Genomic DNA, 17935 nt, shown 5'->3' with positions numbered 1-17935 from the left:
CCGTCGCATTCGTCGTCAGATCCGTCTCGTCCACCGTCAGCGATGCACTGGCGCCCGGCGCCGAGATCGACGGGCCGTCATCCAGGAAGGTCAGGTTGCTGCCAATGTTCAGTGTCGCCGACTGATGATCGCCATCCTTGTCGGTGATCGTCGCCGTCAGTGTCACCAGATTGTCGGCGTTCAGGCTGACCGGCTCGTTCGGGTCCGTCGTCGGATGGACCACCGCCCGCTGCTGGTCGAGCGTCACATTGCCCGACGCATCGGTGCTGACCGTGAACACGATCACGCCGCCGACGCCCGCACGGCCGACCACCTGCCCAGCCTCGAGGCTCAGCACCACCGCCTGGCCGCTCGCCGTGTCGACCAGCCCCGTCGCGCCGGCATTGAAGCCCAGCGCATAGGTGGTCGTGCCGGCGCCATCGGCGCCATAGCTCGAGGTGAAGGCGCTGGCGAAGCTCGCCGTCGCATTCGTCGTCAGATCCGTCTCGTCGACGCTTAGCGACGGCAGCTTCACATCCGCCATCGCGACCGTCGGAGCATCATCGTTGAAGGTGATGGTCAGCGTGCCTGGCGCCGTCGAGCCATCGGCGTCGGTGATCACGTAGCCGAGGTTGACCGTCGCATTGTTCTCGTCGTTCGGACCCTGTGCCTGGAGCACGTTGTCGAGCAGCGTCACCGTGTAGGCGCCGGTGGCCGGATCGGTCACATGCACCGTGAACAGGTCGCCGCGTGGACCCGTCGCCGTCAGCGTGTCGCTGGCGGCGTTCCAGCTGTAGGTGACGTTCTCCTGGCCGACCGTCCCGCTGGTGCCGTCCAGCGTCGCGAACGAGAAGCCGTTGGAACCGGCGCCGTCGCCGCCGACGCTGCCGCCCAGCGTGCCGTTGTAGGTTGCTTCGCTGGCGCTGAGCGGAACCTCGCCAGCATTGGCGTCGATGTCGCCCGCCGTGCTTGCCGCATTGCCGCCGGCAAGCCCGTCATCATCGACCGTGGCCGCCGCCGTGCCGGTCGTCGGATGGTTGGCGTCGGTCACCGCAAAGCTGATGCCGGCCGTCGCCTTGTCGCCATCGCCGTCCGTCACGGTATAGGTCGCCGAGGCCGCACCGGCCCCAATGACCGGACTGTTGGCCGTGAATGAATAGCTGCCGTCGGCCTTGACCTTGATAAAGCCGTCACCGATGTCGATCGCCTGCGAGTAGCCGTCGCCGCCGAAGACCAGGGCGGTGGCGCCAATATGCGTCACCGTGGCGCCGTCGGCGCCGGCGACGAAGTCCAGCGTGCCGGTGATGGTCGCGCCTTCCAGAACATTCTGCGAAGCCTCGGTCGTGGCCGTCGGCACATCGTCGACGATGTTGACCGACAGCGTGCCGTTGACGCTCTGCGCGTCCTGGTCGGTGAGCGTGACGGTGAAATTCTCGAACAGGCTGTTGGTGCCCTGGACGGCGGGATGCGCCTCATTGTCGAGGAGCGTGTAGGTGTAGCTCACCTGACCGGTCGCGGCGTCGTAGGCCGTCACCGTCAGCGTGTTGCCCAGCGCCGTCGTGAACGAGCCCGCCGTGAACACGCCATTGGTGATGAAATTGTGGCCGTCGATCGCCAGCGAGGCGATGCCGTCGGGCGACGAAATGGCGAAGGTGCCGCCTTGTGTGGTGCTTTCCTTGGCAGTATCGGAGCCGTCCGACTCACCGGATCCACGGTTGGCCAGCAGGTCATTTTCGTTGACGACGACGTCGCCGCCACCGGCCGCCGGCGTCAGGTCGCCGATCGTCGGTGTCGAATTGCCGATCGAGATCGTCAACGTCGTGTGCGAAAGGTCTCCGTCGCCATCCTTGATCGTATAGGTGAACACGTCGTGGACGCCGCCAGGCGTGCCGGCATCGCGCACATAGGTGTAGGAGCCGTCCGCCTGCAGCATCAGCGTGCCATAGGCGCCATGGATCGGCGTGTTCAGCGTGATGCCGCTGTCCAGATCGGCATTGGTCGCGCCGGCGGCAACGCCCGCAACCTTCGCGTCATCGGCGCCCTTGGTGTCGGCGCCTGCAGCATTGCCGTCGCTGCCGGCGCCGCTGATCACATTGCCGCCAATCTGCGCGTGCGAACCCGCCGCCACCGCGTCGGTATCGGCAACTGCCGTCGGTGCGTCATCGATGATATTGATGACCAGATTGCCGGCCGGGGCCGGATTGCCATTTGCATCCGTCACCGCGACCGGGAAGCTCACATTGGTGGCGTTGCCAGCGGTGTTGTCGAGAAGCGTGTAGGTGTAGTGGATGGTGCCGATGCCGGTCGCCGCATCGAAGACATAGCTCGCCGTCAGCGAGCCCGTCGCATCGGTGAAGGTTTGATCAACCGCGCTCAACACATGGCCGCCGAGCGAGACCACCGACACACCGTCCGGCGAGGTGAAGCCGATGTTGCCCGAGGTCGTCTCCGAGGACGCGGACGCGTCCGAGCCTGCGGGCTCGCCGCCACGCGCCGGCAGGCCGGCCTCGTTGACTGTTGCCGAGCCGATGAGATCGATCGAGGGGGTGGAGTCTTCCTTTTCCGCAACGCCAATCGTCAGCTCGCGCCGGTCCAGCAACCCGAACTGCAAGTCTGTCGGGGGCAACAAGGCCGAAAGGCCGAACCCGTCACCGATGCCGCCGGGGGGGATTTCGAAATTCCCGCCTGCACTGGGTGGCGAACCGCCCGTGCCGGCCGACATGGAACCGTCGGCGCCGAAGGCAACGTCGACATGGCTTGCCTCGAGCGCGGCCAGCAACGCAACGCGCGGCACCTCGACGTCGCCGATGACGAAGGTCGGCACGTTCAAGGCGCCGTCCTTGATCACGATCACCGAGCCGTCGGCCTGCTCGAGCACAAGGTTGTGGCCGTCGACCTTGATGTTGTCGATGGAAACGTTGGACGGAAGTTTCACGATGTTGCTGGCGTCAGCCACATATTCATGGGGTGCCGCCGCTGCGGGTGCGTTCGCTGTCGCCGGCGCTTCCGGCTTGACAGGTGCTCCGCCACCAACATCGACCGGCACCGGTTCGGCCGCTGCCGGCGCGGGCTGCTGGGTCGAAGTTGCTTGTGCGACCAGGATCTCTCCCGGCGATGCCTGACCATTGTGTTCGCTGGACGCGGAATGCTCGTTCAAGGAACCCGAAGAACTGTCCAACTCATTATTGGTGATCATTGCTGAAACCCCTCCGACATTTCCCGGCAAGAGACATTGGCCACTTCTGCTTTGCAACAACCCCGCAATCTGTTTCATATACTCCGATATGCTTGCCCCAGCATTTTTTACACGTTGGTAAACCTCGAACATATAACCTGATATATGCCGGCTTCTGCGTAGCGCGCTCGGTGGAGGTTCGACACGGTCTCTCGGTAAATGGGAGTATAAAATCGAATAAAATTTTAGATAAAATAGACAAAGCCACTTGCCGTAAAGTTATCCACCTTCCTTTCCAATAATTTGAGACAAGATTGGTAGCGTCCACAGTCAAAGGTGGGCGTTATGAAAAAAGAAAAATCAGTCCTGGGAAAAACCAGGCTCAAGGTGCTCCTGCTGGCAATCGGCCTTGTTGGCCTGGCAGGACCATCGTTCGCAAATGCCGTTTCCGGGGAGGCTGCCGCTACCGGCACGCCTCTGGAACGGGTCCTGACGCCGCCCTGTCTCGGCGGTGTTTCGCTGGCAAGGCCGCAGCCGTGGCAGCCTGTGGCTCCTTACCGGATCAGCATGGTTTTGGGCAGCTACGGCCCGGCATTTGCTGATCGAGGGGATGGTTCGTCAACGGCGCGAGCTGATGCCGGGATAGATCCGGTGCAGACGGCATCGATTATTCCCGGCGTATTCGGATCGGTCGCCTTGTCCATGCGCAATTTCCCCGTCTCGGCTCGTTGGGCGCCCGTCTACCAGGCAATCACCAGTTGCTCGGCAGGCAGCGCCTGCGAGCGCAAGAGTGCGGCGTTTGCCAGCATGGTCGCCGCTGCCCAGGGCAAGGGGTTCAGCGAGAAGCTATCCTTCGTCAACAGCAGCGTAAATCACCTGATTGCCTACAGGAAAGACAGCGTCGTCTACGGCAAACTCGACTATTGGGCAAAGCCGTCGGAAATTCTCGAACGGCGAGCCGGCGACTGCGAGGATTTTGCCATCCTCAAGATGACGGCTCTGCTGAGGGCCGGCATTCCTACGCAAAGCATGGCGCTCGTTGTTCTCCAGGACCGCAAGCGAGGCTTCTTTCACGCGGTGCTGTCGGTCAGCACTGGCAGCGGCACCTTCATTCTCGACAGCCTCAGCAACATCGTCGTGCGCGATAGCGATCTTCCCGACTACGTTCCGCTCTATTCGTTCAGCACGGACCGGGCCTGGATCCACGGCTCGAAACCGGGCGCAGCCCAGATGGCTGAGATCAAAGGCGGCTTCGCGACCGTTGCGCCGGGCGAAGGCGTTCAGCGATAGATTTTCCGGCAAGATCACATGTCGCCAAAAGTGATTTTGGGACAATGGTTTGCATGAAAACCAGAGCGTGAGCGCATCGGCTGAATCCGGATCAACGTGACACGCCTCAGCCGCCGAAGACGAACGCCATCAGCAACTCCGGCTCGACCACCGGGGCTCGCACAACATTCAAATGACCCCGGTATCGACGTTCACCGGCGCCGATGACAAAGCCGGTAGCCACCGGCGCTTGGCCATTGGCGTCGAGCCGCGCGAAAATGTCGGCTACATTGAGGTCCAGCGCCAGCTTGAGGTCATGGCGCGCATCGTCGTTTGGAGCTATCGGCAATTGACGCTTGACCAGTTGCTGGAACGGCGCGTTGAACGTCAGGATCTTCTTCGACGATGCCAAGGCAAAGGCTGGCGACGGGCAGGCGACCACTATGGCGTTGATGGTGTTGATCGACGCAAGCCTTCGCAAGGTCAGGTTTTCCTCCCCCAATCCACGCATGCAGGCCACCCTGATCGCAGATGTCAGGTTACCTGTCTGTGCCTGACTTTCGGCGATCTCATCGATGAGCATCCCGATCGTGCACTTCCTGCTTTCGGCCATCTGCTTCAGCGTGACCCAGAAAGCCCGTTCCAGACGGATGCCGCGTCGTACGCCGCCGCGTGCCACAACCCGAAATTCCAGCCCAAAATCCTCAGCCGTGACAGGAGGCAGCAGCCGCTCGCGATCGGGAAGAGGAGAGCTGGCGCTACCGCTCACTCATCGCCTCCTGACGTGCCTTGTTGATCGGCTTCAAGAGGTAATTCAGGATCGTCTTGCGCCCGGTCTTGATGTCGACGGAACAGATCATGCCCGGGATGATCGAATAGGCCTTGCCGTCTCTCTCGAGTGTCGATTTGTCCGTCGACACGCGCACTTGGTAATAGGGTTCGCCTGTCTTCTGGTCGACCAGGCTGTCGGCTGTGATGTTGGAGACCTTGCCTTCGATGCCACCAAAGATCGAGAAATCGTAGGCGGTGACCTTGATGAGCGCGTCCTGGTCCGGCCGGATGAAGGCGACATCTCGCGGTGAAACCCGGGCCTCGACCAGAAGGGTCTCGGAGGTCGGGACGATGCCGGCCACGACCGCTCCAGGCTGGACGAAGGCGCCGACCGTGTTCAGCTCCAGCGTGTTGACAATCCCATCCACCGGAGACCGGATATCCGTGCGCGCGACCTTGTCGGTGGCGCCACGTATGGTCTCATCCACCACCGAGAGATCGGCCAGCGCCTCCGTCAGGTCGCTCAGGGCTTCCTGCTGCAACTGCAGACCTAGCTCGTCGACCTGAAGCTGGGCTTCCGTGATAGCCCCCTTGGTTTTCTTGATGGTTTCACCGGCGAGGTTCAACTGCCCTTGCAGTTCGGTATGCTCACGCTCGACGCGGATCTGCTCGGTCCTCGCCATCAGCCCCTTCTTGACCATGGAATCGACCAGCTCCTTTTCCTGGTCGCTAACAGCCAGGTTCTTGGTGAGACGATCGAGATTGGCGGTGGCTTCGTCCAATTCATTCTGGCGCTGATCGAGGCGCGACTTGAGAACCGACAGCTTGACTTCGAAGTTTTCGCGGCGCGCGACGAGCAGCTTCTGCTCGTTTTCGCAGATTTCCGGCGCTGCCTTCTGGATCTCGGGCGGACAGGGAAATGCGCCTTCGAGATTGCCGCTCTGCTCGAACTGGAGCCGCGCAATGCGCGCCTGCAGGGCTCGCGCCTTGGCCTGCTGCTCACCAAGGCTGGAGGTGTTGAGCGTGTTGTCGAGACGGATGATGAGATCATTCTTCTTGACGACCTGGCCAATCGTCACTGCGATTTCCTGGACGACACCGGCTTCACTCGCCTGAATGATCTGGGTCTTGGAAGCGGGTATCACCTTGCCGTCTCCCCGCGCGATCTCATCGACTTCGGCAAAGGCTGCCCAGGCGACAAATACAACGAAAAGCGCTCCTATGATGAATATGGACGCCGACGCAAAGAGCGGCGGCCGATCTTCCCTGGCAAGCATTTCCTACGCCCCAACGCATTGGATGCATTCAATTTGTTCGATCAGGCGCTTGTTTTCTGCAACGCCTGTATAACCTGGTCCTTCGGTCCGTCAGCAACGATCTTGCCCTGTTCGATAACGATCAGGCGGTCGGCCAGTTCTAGCATGCTGAAGCGATGTGTGGAGACGATCAGCGTGGTGTCGCGGTCAAAGGCGACCTTGAGCTGCTTTATCAACTGGCGTTCCGATGCGAGATCCATCGAGCCCGATGGTTCATCTAGAAAGACGATTTTCGGCTTGGTCAGCAGCAGGCGTGCGATCGCCACTGTCTGCCTCTGGCCGCCTGAAAGATTGGTGCCACGCTCGCCGACATTCATGTCGTAACCACGCGGATGGCGTGAGACGAAATCGTCGACGCCAGCCGCCTTTGCCGCGTCGATGATCTGCTCATCGGTAGCCTCCGGGCAAGCCATCAGGAGATTTTCCTTGATGGTCCCCGAGAACAGATCGCCAGCCTGCGCAACGATGCCGACAGCGGCCCGAACTTCTGACGGGTGATACTGGCGAATATCGATCCCATCCAGCAGCAGCTCACCGGAGGTCGGCAGGAACAGCCGGCCGACCAGCCGACCCATCGTCGTCTTTCCCGATCCTATGCGACCGATGATGCCGATCCGCTCTCCCGGCTTCACCGTGAAATTCAGACCGGTCAAAACCTCGTTTTCCGCGCCGGGATAGACAAACCCGACATTCCTGAACGCCATCGCCCCGTTGCGAATGGGTCGGTTGACGAAACCCACCGTGTCCGGCCGGTCCTCCGGTTGCTCCATGATCGAGTTCACCATCCTCAGCGAGAGCATGGCCTGGCGAAACCGGGACAGCGTGATGGCGATCTGGCCGAGCGGAGCCACCGCCCTGCTCGCCAGCATGACCGTTCCTATGATTGCTCCTGTCGAAACATGCCCTTCCGAGAAGGCGTAAGCGCCGGCCACCACAAGAGCGACTGTCACCAGCTGTTGTATCGACTGGGTTATGTTGCCTGCGGCCGCCGACAGTTGCTTGATCTTCTCGGACGTGTTGGCGGCGTTCTTGGAGTGCTCTCCCCATTTTCGCAGCAGATACGCCTCGGCGCGCAGCGACTTGATCGTCTCCAGCGTCGAGATGGATTCGACCAGCAGGGCCTGGCGTTGCGAAGCTTCGTTCATCGAGGCGGCGACGCGCTTGCCGATGCGGCGCTGGGTAATCAAGCCGACGATGACGGACATCACAAAGGCCAGCGCCGGTATGATCACCAGCCAGCCGCCTATCGCATAGATGACGAGAAGAAAGACGAAGACGAATGCCGTGTCGATGAACACGCTGATGGTGTTCGAGGTGAAGAACTCTCTGACGAACTCATATTGCGTGACCCGGTTTGCGTATTCACCGGTCGAGTCGGGACGCGCCGACAGTGACGAGTTCAGCACTTTTTCGAACAGAAGATACGATATCCGAAGATCCGCCTTGCGCCCGGCATAGTCGATGAGGGAAGCCCTGGCCGTCTTCAAAAGCAGATCGAACAGGATGACGGCGCCGATGCCGATGGCCAGAACCCACAGTGTGGATATTGCCTTGTTCGGCAGGATCCTGTCGTAGACGTTCATCGTGAAGATGGGTGAGGCAATGGCCAGAACATTAATGAATATCGCAGCAAGGACGACTTTCGAGTAGGTGCGCCAGAAGGCGCCCATCGTCCCCGTCAGCCAATGGCGCCTTTCGATCTTCTGTGCCGAGCCGACCTTCATCGCCTCGGTGGCATTGGCATAGGTGATCGAGAAGGACGCGCCGCCGCTGATATAGCTGGCAGCCAGCTCGGATCTGCTGATCGTGGTGCGGCCGTCTTCTTGGGGCGCAGTCAGGTATTCGCCCGCTTCAATCTCCGCGAGCAGGGCGACAGGCAGTTGGCTGGCGCGAAACAGAATGGCGGGCAGATCGACGCGCCCGCGCAGGAAATCGCGATGACTGACGTCCTTGACCTCGAGGCCGATGCGCTCGGCAAGGTGCCGAATATCCTCCACCTCAATTCGCGTCTCTGAAATCGGCACCCCGGCAAACAGCACTGTCTCGGCGCTCGGCCTGCCAAGATAGCCGGCGACCGCTGAAAAGCAGGCTTTGAATGCCTCCTTGGGGGAGAGGATGTTGGGTTGCTGGTTCACGATATGCCCGTAAGGACCCTCGCTGGACCCTGCACCGTCCTACTTCTTCCTCACTGGCGCAAGGATATCGAAAGGCAGGTCGTTTTTCTGCTCCGATGGCGTCCGCGCATAGGTTTCAGTGTCCGCGGTTTCTGGTGCGTTGAACTCGGATCGTGCATAGGCCGTCGCTTGCTTTGCCGGCTGAAGACCCATCGTTTTCAGCAATTGACCTGTCGCGGCCAGAAGTCGGTATTGGGCGAACAGCGATGCATAGGATGCTGTGTCCGCCAGCGTTGCCGTGTTGAACCGGGTATTCTGCGCATCGAGCACGTCGAGCAGCGACCGTTGCCCTACCTTGAATTGCTCGCGGTAAGACGAAACCAGCTTTTCACTGGAAGCGGCTTGCAGCCTGAGCGTCTTTGCCAGGTCGGCTTGCCGGAAACGGCGATCCCATGATGTGCGGACAGCCTCCTCGATCTCACGCAAGACCTGGTGATAGGCAAGCCGCTGTTCGCTGGCACGGCGGATCTGCTCCTGTTCATTGGCCTTGTCTATGCCGCCTCGATACAGGTTCCAACGCAGCACCAGACGCGCCTGCAGGTCACTGGCGTCGCCATTGTCGCCGTCAATATCATACCCTCCCCTGGCACGGCCTTCGGCCAAAACTTCGGGGCCGTATTTCGCCCGGGCCGCATCCACCATGGAAGCAGCAGCGGCGATATCGCTGGTGGCCATGTGAACGCGTGGATTGTTCTGTCGTGCCAGGCCCAGCGCATCGTCAAGTGACCTCGGCAGTGCGGCGGCGACATCACCGGGCCGCGAAGCATTGACCAGCGGTTTGCCGACGGTCTTGAAGAACCGGATCCTGGAGGCTTCCAGTTCTTCGCTCGCCTCCTGCATGCGTGCCTGGGCTGCGAACAGACGCTCTTCGGCCTGCTGCCGGTCGGCCTCGTTCAGCGCCCCGCCCGAGATGCCTTGCCGGATGTCGCCGAGTATCGCCTGATGGAAACCGAGGTTCTTCTTGGCTTCGGCGACGATCGAAGCCTGCAGCATGTATTCAAGGTAGTCTTGGACGACCGACAGCCCGATGAATTCCGAGCGTTCCAGCACCCGAAAGGACGCTCCGTCGACCCGCGATGCCTGGCGGTTCAATTCCGCCCGCCGCGCGCCGCTGTCAAACAGCTTCTGTGTGACCACCAGATCCGCTTCCGCCGGATAGAGCGAATCGTCCTCTATCGACAGTGCGCGCCGGGACGTATTGTCGAGGCGACGAACTCCAGCCGATGCCTCGACATCGACACTGGGAAGATAAAGGCCCTTGGCCTGTCGCAACTCGAACTCGATTGCTTCGCGGTTTTCAATTGCCTGTCCAATCTCGGGATTGGATTCCACCGCGACAGCCATCGCCTCCTTGAGCGTGAGCGCATGAGCACTCGCGCAAGTCAGCATTGTAGCCGCCATCAAAAGACCAAGGCGCTTGCCGACGGCCGAGATGCTTGTCTTATTCATATAACCCACCCTAAAGTTTCCCCCAGCACCCTTATTCGAGAGCGCTACGCCAAGCCAAGGCCTGCCTCCGAGAACTATCCACAGTTTCACGAAATGTGTGAGGAATTATTGAATTAGCTCCTGCTAAATCGATGATTCAGGCGACAAGATTGTTAGATGTAGCAAAAATGGCACATAAGCATAGACCCCCTGCGATCGTATCCTGACGCTGTCAGTTGGGAAAAGGACCAAAAACGGAAGGTGGTTAACCAAGGCAGGGAGAATCAAGCAGGGATAGCCGCTATTTGCGACCAAACCGAAGGCAGATCGCTGTTGCGGCAATCTTTTCGGGGGATCAAGGATTGCGACGGCGCCGTGAACTAGATGTTCTCGCGGGTGTAGATCTCGAAGGGCAGGATCGTCGTGAAGTTGCCGCCTTCGTTCGGGGCCGAGACGGCGCGGACCATGCCGGCCAGCGCTTCTTGGGCGATGCGGGCCAGCGGGTGCGAAATGACGAAGGTCAGCGTGCCGTCGAGAAGTGCGGCGCGGGTCGTGTCCATCAGTTCATAGCCGACGACCACGACGCTGCCGGCCCGACCGGTGGAGCGCAGCGCCGCCATGGCGCCGGTGATGCCGCCGCCGGCGACATAGAGGCCAGACAGATCCGGATTTTCGTTCAGCAGCTTTTCGGTCATTTCCTGGGCGATGGCGCTGGATTCGAAGGTCAGCAGCGGCTCCAGCAGCGTGAAGCCAGGAGCATGTTCGCGGAAATAGGAACGGAAGCCGCTCTCGTTCATCTCCTGGCAGCGGTAGCGATGGTTGCCGACCAGGATGCCCAGTCTGCCGGGCGCCCGGCAAACATGCTCGAACACCCAGGCCGCGGTGCGCCCGACCTTCCAGTTGTCCAGGCCGATATAGTTGATATGGCCGGTCGCCGAGATCTGCGAGATCAGCGCAAAAACCGGCACGTTGCGGGCCTGCAGCGCGTCCACCGCCTGGGTGACCAGAGGATGGACCGCGGCGACGACGCCGACGGCGTCGCATTCGGCGCCCAGTGCCAGCATCCGCGAGGCGACATTCTGCGGCGACAGATCGTCGAGAAACTCAGTAAGCAACTCTATTTCGCAGTCGGGCATCGTTTGGGCTGCAAGGCGCAGTGCCTCGGCCATGTTGCGGTAGAAGGCTCGGCCGGGCTGGTGCAGCAGGAAACCCAACCGGTAGCGCGGCCGGGCGGCCGCTATACGGCTGCGCAGCGCCCATGCCGTAGAAACCGATCTGCTCCGCCGCCAGCATGACGCGCTCGCGCGTGCCCTGGCGCACGGCGCCCGAGCCGCTCAGCACCCTATTGACGGTGGCCACCGAAACATTGGCCTCGGCGGCAACATCCTTGATGGTCGGCCGCTTGTTCTGATCCATTTCGTGTCATCAGCCTATAGCAATTGATACGAAGATATCATTCGTCGGGCAGCCCTGAGACGAATGATACAATTAATTTGGAATAAACATTCTATTCTTGATTCATTTTGGATCAAGATGTTTATCTCGGGAAGAAGCAAAGAAGGCGCAAGCACCGCCAGCCCAGGGATAGAAGCAGCACAGCGCAGACAAGGTTCTGACCCTCCGCCCGACGGCGGTGCGAGGCGGCGTGCGCGTGCGAGCCATCCCAGGCACTGCGGGTGGAGGATCCGGGATGGACGATCTCAAATACGGCGTGCGCGACAAGCGCGGCGACTGGAAGCCGAACGGGCGCATCGAGGCCGTGCCGTTGTGGAACTGGCCACCGAGGCTGCCGAAGATCCTGGCATGGCTGCCCGGTTATATCTGGCCGTGGAATGCCTTCCACATGGCCACCGCCCTCCTTTACTGGATCTATGTCGTCCCCAGCGTCGAGACGATGAAGACCATCAGCTGGGGATGGGCGCTCTGGCTCTACGCCGTCAACGCCGCGGCGATCCTCGTCTTCTACGGCATTTTCGAGCTGCGCTATTACGTCAGGCGCACGCAAGCGACGCGCTTCAAATACAACCACAAATTCCCCGCCGATGCGCCCTCCGACGTGTTCTGGTTCCAGAGCCAGAACCTCGACAACTTCCTGCGCTCGTTCTTCATCACCATCCCGCTATGGACGGTGGTCGAAGTCATCTTCCTGTGGTGCTTTGCCAAGGGCTACGTGCCGTGGGTCGGCTGGCAGGACCACCCCGTCTACCTCGCCGCGCTGGTGCTGGTCGCACCGGCCATTCACGAGGTGCATTTCTTCTTCATCCACCGCCTGATCCACTGGGGTCCGCTCTATCGCTGGATCCACTCCGTCCACCACAATTCGATCAACCCGTCGCCCTGGTCGTCGCTGTCGATGCACCCGGTGGAAGGGTTCCTCTATCACGCGGTCGCCTTCTGGCATCTGCTGATCCCGTCCAACCCCATCGTCGCACTGTTCCAGCTGCACGTCGCCAGCTTTGGTGCCGTCAACGGCCATCTCGGCTTCGAAAAGCTGGAACTCACGCAGGACACAGCCGTATCGAGCCACGCCTACGCGCATTACCTGCACCATAAATATTTCGAGGTGAACTACGGCGGCGACGGGCTGATCCCGCTCGATAGATGGTTCGGCACCTTGCATGACGGCACCAGAGAGGGCGACGCCATGATGGACGCCCGGTTCCAGAAAAAGAAGCAGCGCATGAATGCCAGGGCGTAAGCGACGCCGGGCGAAGCATTGATCACGCGACGCGCCGGGAGGGGAGCGTCGGGACCAAGTTTTCCAATCCGTCTGATGACGGCAACCGGGAGGAAATGAAATGAACCATATCACGAAGCTTTTGACTGCGGCGATGACGGCAGCCTTGGTGGCGACAGGTGCCACAGCCGCAATGGCTGATGGGGCGAAGATCTTCGTCATCGGCGGCAAGGCGGACGACCCGTTCTGGTCGAAGGTCAAGAAAGGTGCGGACGACGCCGGAAAGGTCGCCGAACTGACCGGCGGCTCGGTGACTTGGCTCGGCCCGCAGAACTACGACAATCTTGGCCCGGACGCCGCCAAGCTGATCCGCACCGCGCTCAGCCAGAAGCCGAGCGCCATCGTCGGTCCCGACTGGGTGCCCGAGGCCATGGATGACGCCTTCAAGGAAGTCGTTGCCGCCGGCGTGCCGCTCATCATCTACAATTCCGGCGGCATGGACGCAGCCAAGCGGCTCGGCGCCATGAACTATGCCGGCAACGAAGAATACGCGGCCGGTCTCGGTGGCGGCGCCTATTTCGGCAACCATGGCGCCAAGAACGTGCTGTGCGTCAACACCTTGCCTGGCTCCACGAACACGGAAGACCGCTGCAAGGGCATCGCCGACGCCATCGCCAAGAGCGGCGGCAAATCCACCCAGCTGCCGCTGCCTTCATCCAGCTTCGGCAACCCGACCGCGGTCGCCGAGGCGATCAAGGCCGCCGTGCTGAAAGACAACACCCTCGACGGCCTCATCACCATCAGTGCCGGCGACGCCAACAGTGCGGCCAACGCCATCAGCCAGGCCAATCTTGGCGACAAGGTCAAGCTCGCGTCGTTCGACATGGACGAAACCGGCCTGCAGCGCATCAAGGACGGAACGCAGATGTTCTCGATCGACCAGCAGCCTTACCTGCAGGGCTATCTCGCGGTGTCGCTGCTCAACGGCTTCGTCAACTATGGGCTCGACCTGCCGACGAAGCCGGTGCTGACCGGACCGGGGATCGTCGATGCTGCCAACGTCGGCGCGACGATGGGTGGTGCGGCGGCCGGCGCCCGCTGATTGCGCAAACCGAGTGTCCGGCCCGCCGTGGGCCGGACATCGCCGGCCGGCGCCCCTCCGAGGGCCGCGCCAGGCACCCCCATTGTTCAAGCCAGGGACCACTTCGATGACATCCCAAGCCCATGACCAACCTGCCGTGGTAGCGACTGCGCTACCCGCCCCGCATTCCTCGATGCCCTCGATCGGTAGGCTCGTGCGTCGCCCAGAGGTCGGCTCGCTGATCGGCATGATCGCCGTGCTGGTGTTCTTCTCGATCTTCGGCGGCGCCAACTTCATGTCGGCCGGCGGTGCCGCGAGCTGGCTCAACGTCGCCTCGGAACTCGGCATCATCGCTCTCCCGGTGGGGCTATTGATGATCGCCGGACATCTCGATCTCTCGGTCGGCTCGATGATCCCCGCCAGCTCGATGACCATCGCCATCATCTCGGGCCACTACGGCCTGCCGATCATCGTCGGCATCCTCGCGGCCCTCGCCCTTGGCCTCATCGTCGGCTTCATCAACGGGCTCCTGGTAATCCACACCAAAGTGCCGTCCTTCGTCGTCACACTGGCAACGCTGTTCGCGCTGGCCGGCCTGACGCTCGGCCTTTCGATCATCCTGTCCGGCAGCACCAGTGTCGCGCTGAAGAGCGGGCCGATCGCCAAGCTTGTGTTTGGCGACTATCTCGGCGGCAAGTTCCAGGTGACCCTGTTCTGGTGGATCGCCATCGTCCTGATCGTCGGCTTCATCCTGAACTTCTCGCGCTTCGGCAACTGGATCCTGGCCATGGGCGGTGACGCGGTCAGCGCCCGCAATGCCGGCATCCCGACGGACCGGGTCACCATCGCGCTGTTCATGAGCAGCGGCCTGTGCGCCGCCTTCGTCGGCATGTCGCAGGCGATCCTCTACAACAGCGCCCAGGTGGCCGCGGGGCAGTCCTTCATCTTCAACTCGATCATCGCGGTGGTCATCGGCGGCGTGCTGCTCACCGGCGGGTATGGTTCGGTGGTCGGCATCGTGCTGGGCACGCTGACCTTCTCCATCGTCAACCAGGGCATTTTCTACACCGGCTTCGACGCCAATTGGGCAAGCCTGATCATCGGCGTCCTGCTGCTGGGGGCCGTGCTGATGAACAACACCTTCCGCACCATGGCGCTGACCTACGCGCCGCGCACCAAATCGAGAGTTCGCTCATGACCACGCCCCTGCTCAGGCTGACCGGGATCAACAAGTCGTTCGGTCCGATCGACGTGCTTCACGACATTTCGCTGGAGGTCGACAGAGGCGAGGTGTTGTGCCTGCTCGGCGACAATGGCGCCGGCAAGTCGACGCTGATCAAGATCCTCTCCGGCGTCCACAAACCGACATCGGGCACGATGGAAATGGACGGCAAGGCTGTCGCCTTCGACAGCCCGCGCGACGCCAGCGACCACGGCATCGCGACGGTGCACCAATTCGGCGGGACGTTCCCGCTGATGAGCATCGGCCGTTCCTTCTTCGTCGGCGCCGAGCCGACACGGCGCTGGGGACCGCTCACCATCTACGACCGCAAGCGGGCCAACGAGATCGCCGTCACCGAGATGCGCCAGCTCGGCATCACCCGCATCGACGACGGCGATCGCCTGGTCGGTGGACTGTCCGGTGGTGAGCGGCAGGCGCTGGCGATCGCGCGCGCCGTGCATTTCGGCGCCAGCGTGCTGATCCTCGACGAGCCGACCGCCGCACTTGGCGTCAAGGAGGCGGCGCATGTCCTGCGCATCGTCCTGCAGGCACGTCGCAAGGGCATCGCAGTCATCTTCATCACCCACAATGTCGTTCATGCCCTGACCGTCGGCGACCACTTCGCCGTCCTCATCAGGGGCGCCAAGGTCGCCGACTTCCGCAAGGGCGAAAAAAGCCGTGAAGCGATCACCGACCTGATGGCAGGCGGCGAGCAGATGGCCGAACTCGAAGCCGAGATCGAGAGCTTCTCGGCGGCTGAAGACAGGCATGCGCCGCATGGCGCAAGCCATGCGTGAACCCAGTGAAGGCGCCCATCTCCTCCTCCCGGGCACCTTCCTGTGCGGCCGGCGGAATGCGTGGTTCCGCCGGCTGTCTTTTCGACCAACCCAAGAACAGACTGCAGGGCGACAATGGCAAGGTGGATTGATGCGTGCGCGGCCGATGATATCGAGGAAGAGGACGTTATCCGCTTCGATCACGAGGGTCGGACATTCGCCATCTACCGCAGCCCCGACGATGCGTTCTTCTGCACCGACGGGCTGTGCACGCATGAGAAGGTGCATCTGAGCGACGGGTTGGTTATGGAATACAGGATCGAATGCCCCAAGCACAACGGCGTGTTCGATTACCGGACCGGCGAAGCGCTGCGCGCACCGGTCTGCGTGAACCTTAAAATCTACAACACCAAGGTCGAGGACGGCCGCGTGTACATCGAGGTCTGACATGTCCGATACCTTCACCCTTGCGGCTTGCGCCGAGATGCTCTGGCGCGACCGGCCGATGGAATGGCGCGTGCGGCGCCTGACCGAAATGGGCTTCCAGGTCGGCCTTTGGAACTGGCCCGATCACGACCTCGCAATGCTCGAGAATTCCGGCGCGACCTTCTCGATCATGAACGGCTATCTGCGCGGCCGTCTCTCCGATGACGAGGGCGCCGCGGAACTGTTGATGACGGCGAAGGAGACCGCGGCGGTCGGCAAACGCCTCGGCGTCGCACGGCTCAACCTGCACGGCACCGGGCTGGGCGAAGGCGGCCTGCCGGTCGCACCCTGCGAGACCGTCACCGGCGCGATGTGGCTCAGGGCATACGACACGCTGAACCGGATTGCGGATCTCGCCGAGGCGGAAGGCGTGACATTCACGCTGGAGAATTTGAACCTTCCGGTCGACCATCCCGGCGTGCCTTTTGCACGAGCCGAAGACACGCTTGCGCTAGTGTCGAGCGTCAACCGGCCGGGCCTGCGCCTCAACCTCGACCTCTACCATGCGCAGATCGGCGAAGGGAACTTGATCGCGCTGTGCCGCGCCTGCCTGCCATGGATCGGCGAAGTCCAGGTGGCCGACGTGCCCGGCCGAATGGAGCCCGGCACGGGCGAGATCAACTATCGCGGCATCGCCCGCGCGCTGAAGGACATGGGCTACCGCGGGCCGGTGGGCATGGAAGCGTTTGCCTCGGGTGATCCCGAGCCGGCACTGCAGGCCTTCCGTGAAGCTTTCACCGTCTGAGGAACAAGAATGGTCACCAAGAGCAGCCGTCCCACCGTCGCCGACATCCGCGCCATGAAGGGCCGCGGACAAAAGATTTCCATGCTCTACGTCACCTCTCTCGAAGAGGCGGCGGCAGCGGATGCTGCCGGCATAGACATGCTTTCGATCGAGGGGCGCTTCTTCTCGCCCGAGATGCGCGAGGCGGCCGGCCGATGCTTCGTGCAGGTCGGGCTGCCCTACGGTCCCGCCGGCAATCTGGTCACCTCGGAGGATTATCTGAAAACCGCCTACCAGTTCATGCGCATCGGCGGCGACTGTTTCTACTGCGCCGCCTCGCTCGATATCCAGAAGGCGCTCTGCGACAACGCCGTGCCGGTCGTCGCCCATGTCGGCCTGATCCCCTCGCAATGCACCTGGACCGGCGGCTTCAAGGCTGTCGGCAGGACGGCCGAAAGTGCCCGTGCGGTGTGGGATCACGTCAAGCGCCTGGAGGCCATTGGCTGCTTCGGCGCCGAGCTGGAGGTGGTGCCCGACCGGGTTGCCGAACTGATCACGAGGAATACGCCCCTGATCATGCTTGGCATGGGCGCCGGGCCGCATGCCGACGCGCAGTATCTTTTCAGCGAGGACGTGCTCGGCCACACCGCCGGCCACAGGCCGCGCCACGCCAAGACCTACCGCAACTTCGCCGCCGAATATGAGCGGCTGCAGCGTGAACGCATCGCCGCCTATCGCGAGTTCATATCCGACGTGCAGACGGGCGCCTACCCCGAGCCGCAGCACGTGGTCCCCGTCACCAACGACGAGCTTTCTGCTTTCAAGATTGCCCTGGGTCTTTAGTGATTTGCCTAGAT

General features: G+C 62.0%; 15 protein-coding genes. 8 read left to right on the top strand and 7 right to left on the bottom strand.

Features of this window, described 5'->3' with window-relative positions:
* Positions 1-3175: DUF5801 repeats-in-toxin domain-containing protein (locus AC1D08_RS20350; RefSeq protein WP_477423824.1), on the bottom strand; the 3175-nt coding region annotated here is incomplete at its 3' end.
* A gap of 324 nt (positions 3176-3499) precedes the next feature.
* On the opposite strand from AC1D08_RS20350, the gene AC1D08_RS20345 reads away from it, so the two are divergent.
* Positions 3500-4444 carry a transglutaminase-like cysteine peptidase gene (locus tag AC1D08_RS20345; RefSeq protein ID WP_477423830.1) on the top strand — a complete coding sequence of 315 codons (945 nt, stop codon included), beginning with the start codon at positions 3500-3502 and terminating at the stop codon, positions 4442-4444.
* A gap of 106 nt (positions 4445-4550) precedes the next feature.
* Here AC1D08_RS20345 and AC1D08_RS20340 read toward each other — a convergent pair whose 3' ends face one another.
* The 6 genes from AC1D08_RS20340 to AC1D08_RS20315 form a co-directional block, all read right to left on the bottom strand.
* On the bottom strand, positions 4551-5192 hold the full coding sequence (locus AC1D08_RS20340; RefSeq protein ID WP_477423823.1) for a ribbon-helix-helix domain-containing protein: 642 nt from the start codon (positions 5190-5192) through the stop codon (positions 4551-4553).
* Positions 5182-6471, bottom strand: coding sequence for an HlyD family type I secretion periplasmic adaptor subunit (locus tag AC1D08_RS20335; protein WP_477228084.1), 1290 nt, complete (start codon positions 6469-6471; stop codon positions 5182-5184). Before AC1D08_RS20335 ends, AC1D08_RS20340 begins: the two co-directional genes overlap by 11 nt.
* 41 nt (positions 6472-6512) lie before the next feature.
* Positions 6513-8645: a type I secretion system permease/ATPase gene (locus AC1D08_RS20330; protein ID WP_477398404.1), complete on the bottom strand. Its 2133-nt coding sequence runs from the start codon at positions 8643-8645 to the stop codon at positions 6513-6515.
* A gap of 39 nt (positions 8646-8684) precedes the next feature.
* On the bottom strand, positions 8685-10133 hold the full coding sequence (locus tag AC1D08_RS20325; protein WP_477228082.1) for a TolC family protein: 1449 nt from the start codon (positions 10131-10133) through the stop codon (positions 8685-8687).
* Between the two features lie 359 nt (positions 10134-10492).
* Positions 10493-11281 (bottom strand): substrate-binding domain-containing protein, encoded by a 789-nt coding sequence (locus AC1D08_RS20320; protein ID WP_477423821.1) that lies wholly within the window; start codon positions 11279-11281, stop codon positions 10493-10495.
* Entirely contained in the window at positions 11217-11528 is a 312-nt protein-coding gene (locus tag AC1D08_RS20315) for a LacI family DNA-binding transcriptional regulator (RefSeq protein WP_477423819.1), read from the bottom strand. Before AC1D08_RS20315 ends, AC1D08_RS20320 begins: the two co-directional genes overlap by 65 nt.
* A 274-nt stretch (positions 11529-11802) precedes the next feature.
* Between AC1D08_RS20315 and AC1D08_RS20310 the strand changes: the two genes are divergently transcribed.
* The 7 genes from AC1D08_RS20310 (at position 11803) to AC1D08_RS20280 (ending at position 17921) form a co-directional block, all read left to right on the top strand.
* Positions 11803-12810 carry a sterol desaturase family protein gene (locus AC1D08_RS20310; RefSeq protein ID WP_457152394.1) on the top strand — a complete coding sequence of 336 codons (1008 nt, stop codon included), beginning with the start codon at positions 11803-11805 and terminating at the stop codon, positions 12808-12810.
* Positions 12811-12910: 100 nt separating this feature from the next.
* On the top strand, positions 12911-13891 hold the full coding sequence (locus AC1D08_RS20305) for a sugar ABC transporter substrate-binding protein (protein WP_457152393.1): 981 nt from the start codon (positions 12911-12913) through the stop codon (positions 13889-13891).
* 172 nt (positions 13892-14063) lie between these two features.
* Positions 14064-15068 (top strand): ABC transporter permease, encoded by a 1005-nt coding sequence (locus AC1D08_RS20300; protein ID WP_457152397.1) that lies wholly within the window; start codon positions 14064-14066, stop codon positions 15066-15068.
* Positions 15065-15889: an ATP-binding cassette domain-containing protein gene (locus AC1D08_RS20295; RefSeq protein ID WP_457152392.1), complete on the top strand. Its 825-nt coding sequence runs from the start codon at positions 15065-15067 to the stop codon at positions 15887-15889. The genes AC1D08_RS20300 and AC1D08_RS20295 overlap by 4 nt, the downstream gene beginning before the upstream one ends.
* A gap of 114 nt (positions 15890-16003) precedes the next feature.
* The gene (locus tag AC1D08_RS20290) at positions 16004-16315 is read left to right on the top strand and encodes a MocE family 2Fe-2S type ferredoxin (protein ID WP_457152391.1); all 312 of its coding nucleotides are present in this window, start codon (positions 16004-16006) and stop codon (positions 16313-16315) included.
* A 1-nt stretch (position 16316) separates the two neighbouring features.
* Positions 16317-17099 carry a TIM barrel protein gene (locus AC1D08_RS20285; protein ID WP_457152390.1) on the top strand — a complete coding sequence of 261 codons (783 nt, stop codon included), beginning with the start codon at positions 16317-16319 and terminating at the stop codon, positions 17097-17099.
* A gap of 9 nt (positions 17100-17108) precedes the next feature.
* Entirely contained in the window at positions 17109-17921 is an 813-nt protein-coding gene (locus AC1D08_RS20280; protein ID WP_457152389.1) for a 3-methyl-2-oxobutanoate hydroxymethyltransferase, read from the top strand.
* The last annotated feature ends 14 nt before the right edge of the window (positions 17922-17935 follow it).

It is taken from the genome of Mesorhizobium sp. P2_E6, from assembly GCF_056403835.1.
Note: the sequence above shows the minus strand (reverse complement) of the source record. Positions and strands in the feature narration are given on the sequence as shown.

Bases quoted from the DNA above. Each gene is read 5' to 3' on its own strand.
- AC1D08_RS20345 (WP_477423830.1), top strand. From the start codon at position 3,500: ATGAAAAAAGAAAAATCAGTCCTGGGAAAAACCAGGCTCAAGGTGCTC.
- AC1D08_RS20335 (WP_477228084.1), bottom strand. From the start codon at position 6,471: ATGCTTGCCAGGGAAGATCGGCCGCCGCTCTTTGCGTCGGCGTCCATA.
- AC1D08_RS20325 (WP_477228082.1), bottom strand. From the start codon at position 10,133: ATGAATAAGACAAGCATCTCGGCCGTCGGCAAGCGCCTTGGTCTTTTG.
- AC1D08_RS20320 (WP_477423821.1), bottom strand. From the start codon at position 11,281: ATGGCCGAGGCACTGCGCCTTGCAGCCCAAACGATGCCCGACTGCGAA.
- AC1D08_RS20315 (WP_477423819.1), bottom strand. From the start codon at position 11,528: ATGGATCAGAACAAGCGGCCGACCATCAAGGATGTTGCCGCCGAGGCC.
- AC1D08_RS20310 (WP_457152394.1), top strand. From the start codon at position 11,803: ATGGACGATCTCAAATACGGCGTGCGCGACAAGCGCGGCGACTGGAAG.
- AC1D08_RS20305 (WP_457152393.1), top strand. From the start codon at position 12,911: ATGAACCATATCACGAAGCTTTTGACTGCGGCGATGACGGCAGCCTTG.
- AC1D08_RS20300 (WP_457152397.1), top strand. From the start codon at position 14,064: ATGCCCTCGATCGGTAGGCTCGTGCGTCGCCCAGAGGTCGGCTCGCTG.
- AC1D08_RS20295 (WP_457152392.1), top strand. From the start codon at position 15,065: ATGACCACGCCCCTGCTCAGGCTGACCGGGATCAACAAGTCGTTCGGT.
- AC1D08_RS20290 (WP_457152391.1), top strand. From the start codon at position 16,004: ATGGCAAGGTGGATTGATGCGTGCGCGGCCGATGATATCGAGGAAGAG.
- AC1D08_RS20285 (WP_457152390.1), top strand. From the start codon at position 16,317: ATGTCCGATACCTTCACCCTTGCGGCTTGCGCCGAGATGCTCTGGCGC.
- AC1D08_RS20280 (WP_457152389.1), top strand. From the start codon at position 17,109: ATGGTCACCAAGAGCAGCCGTCCCACCGTCGCCGACATCCGCGCCATG.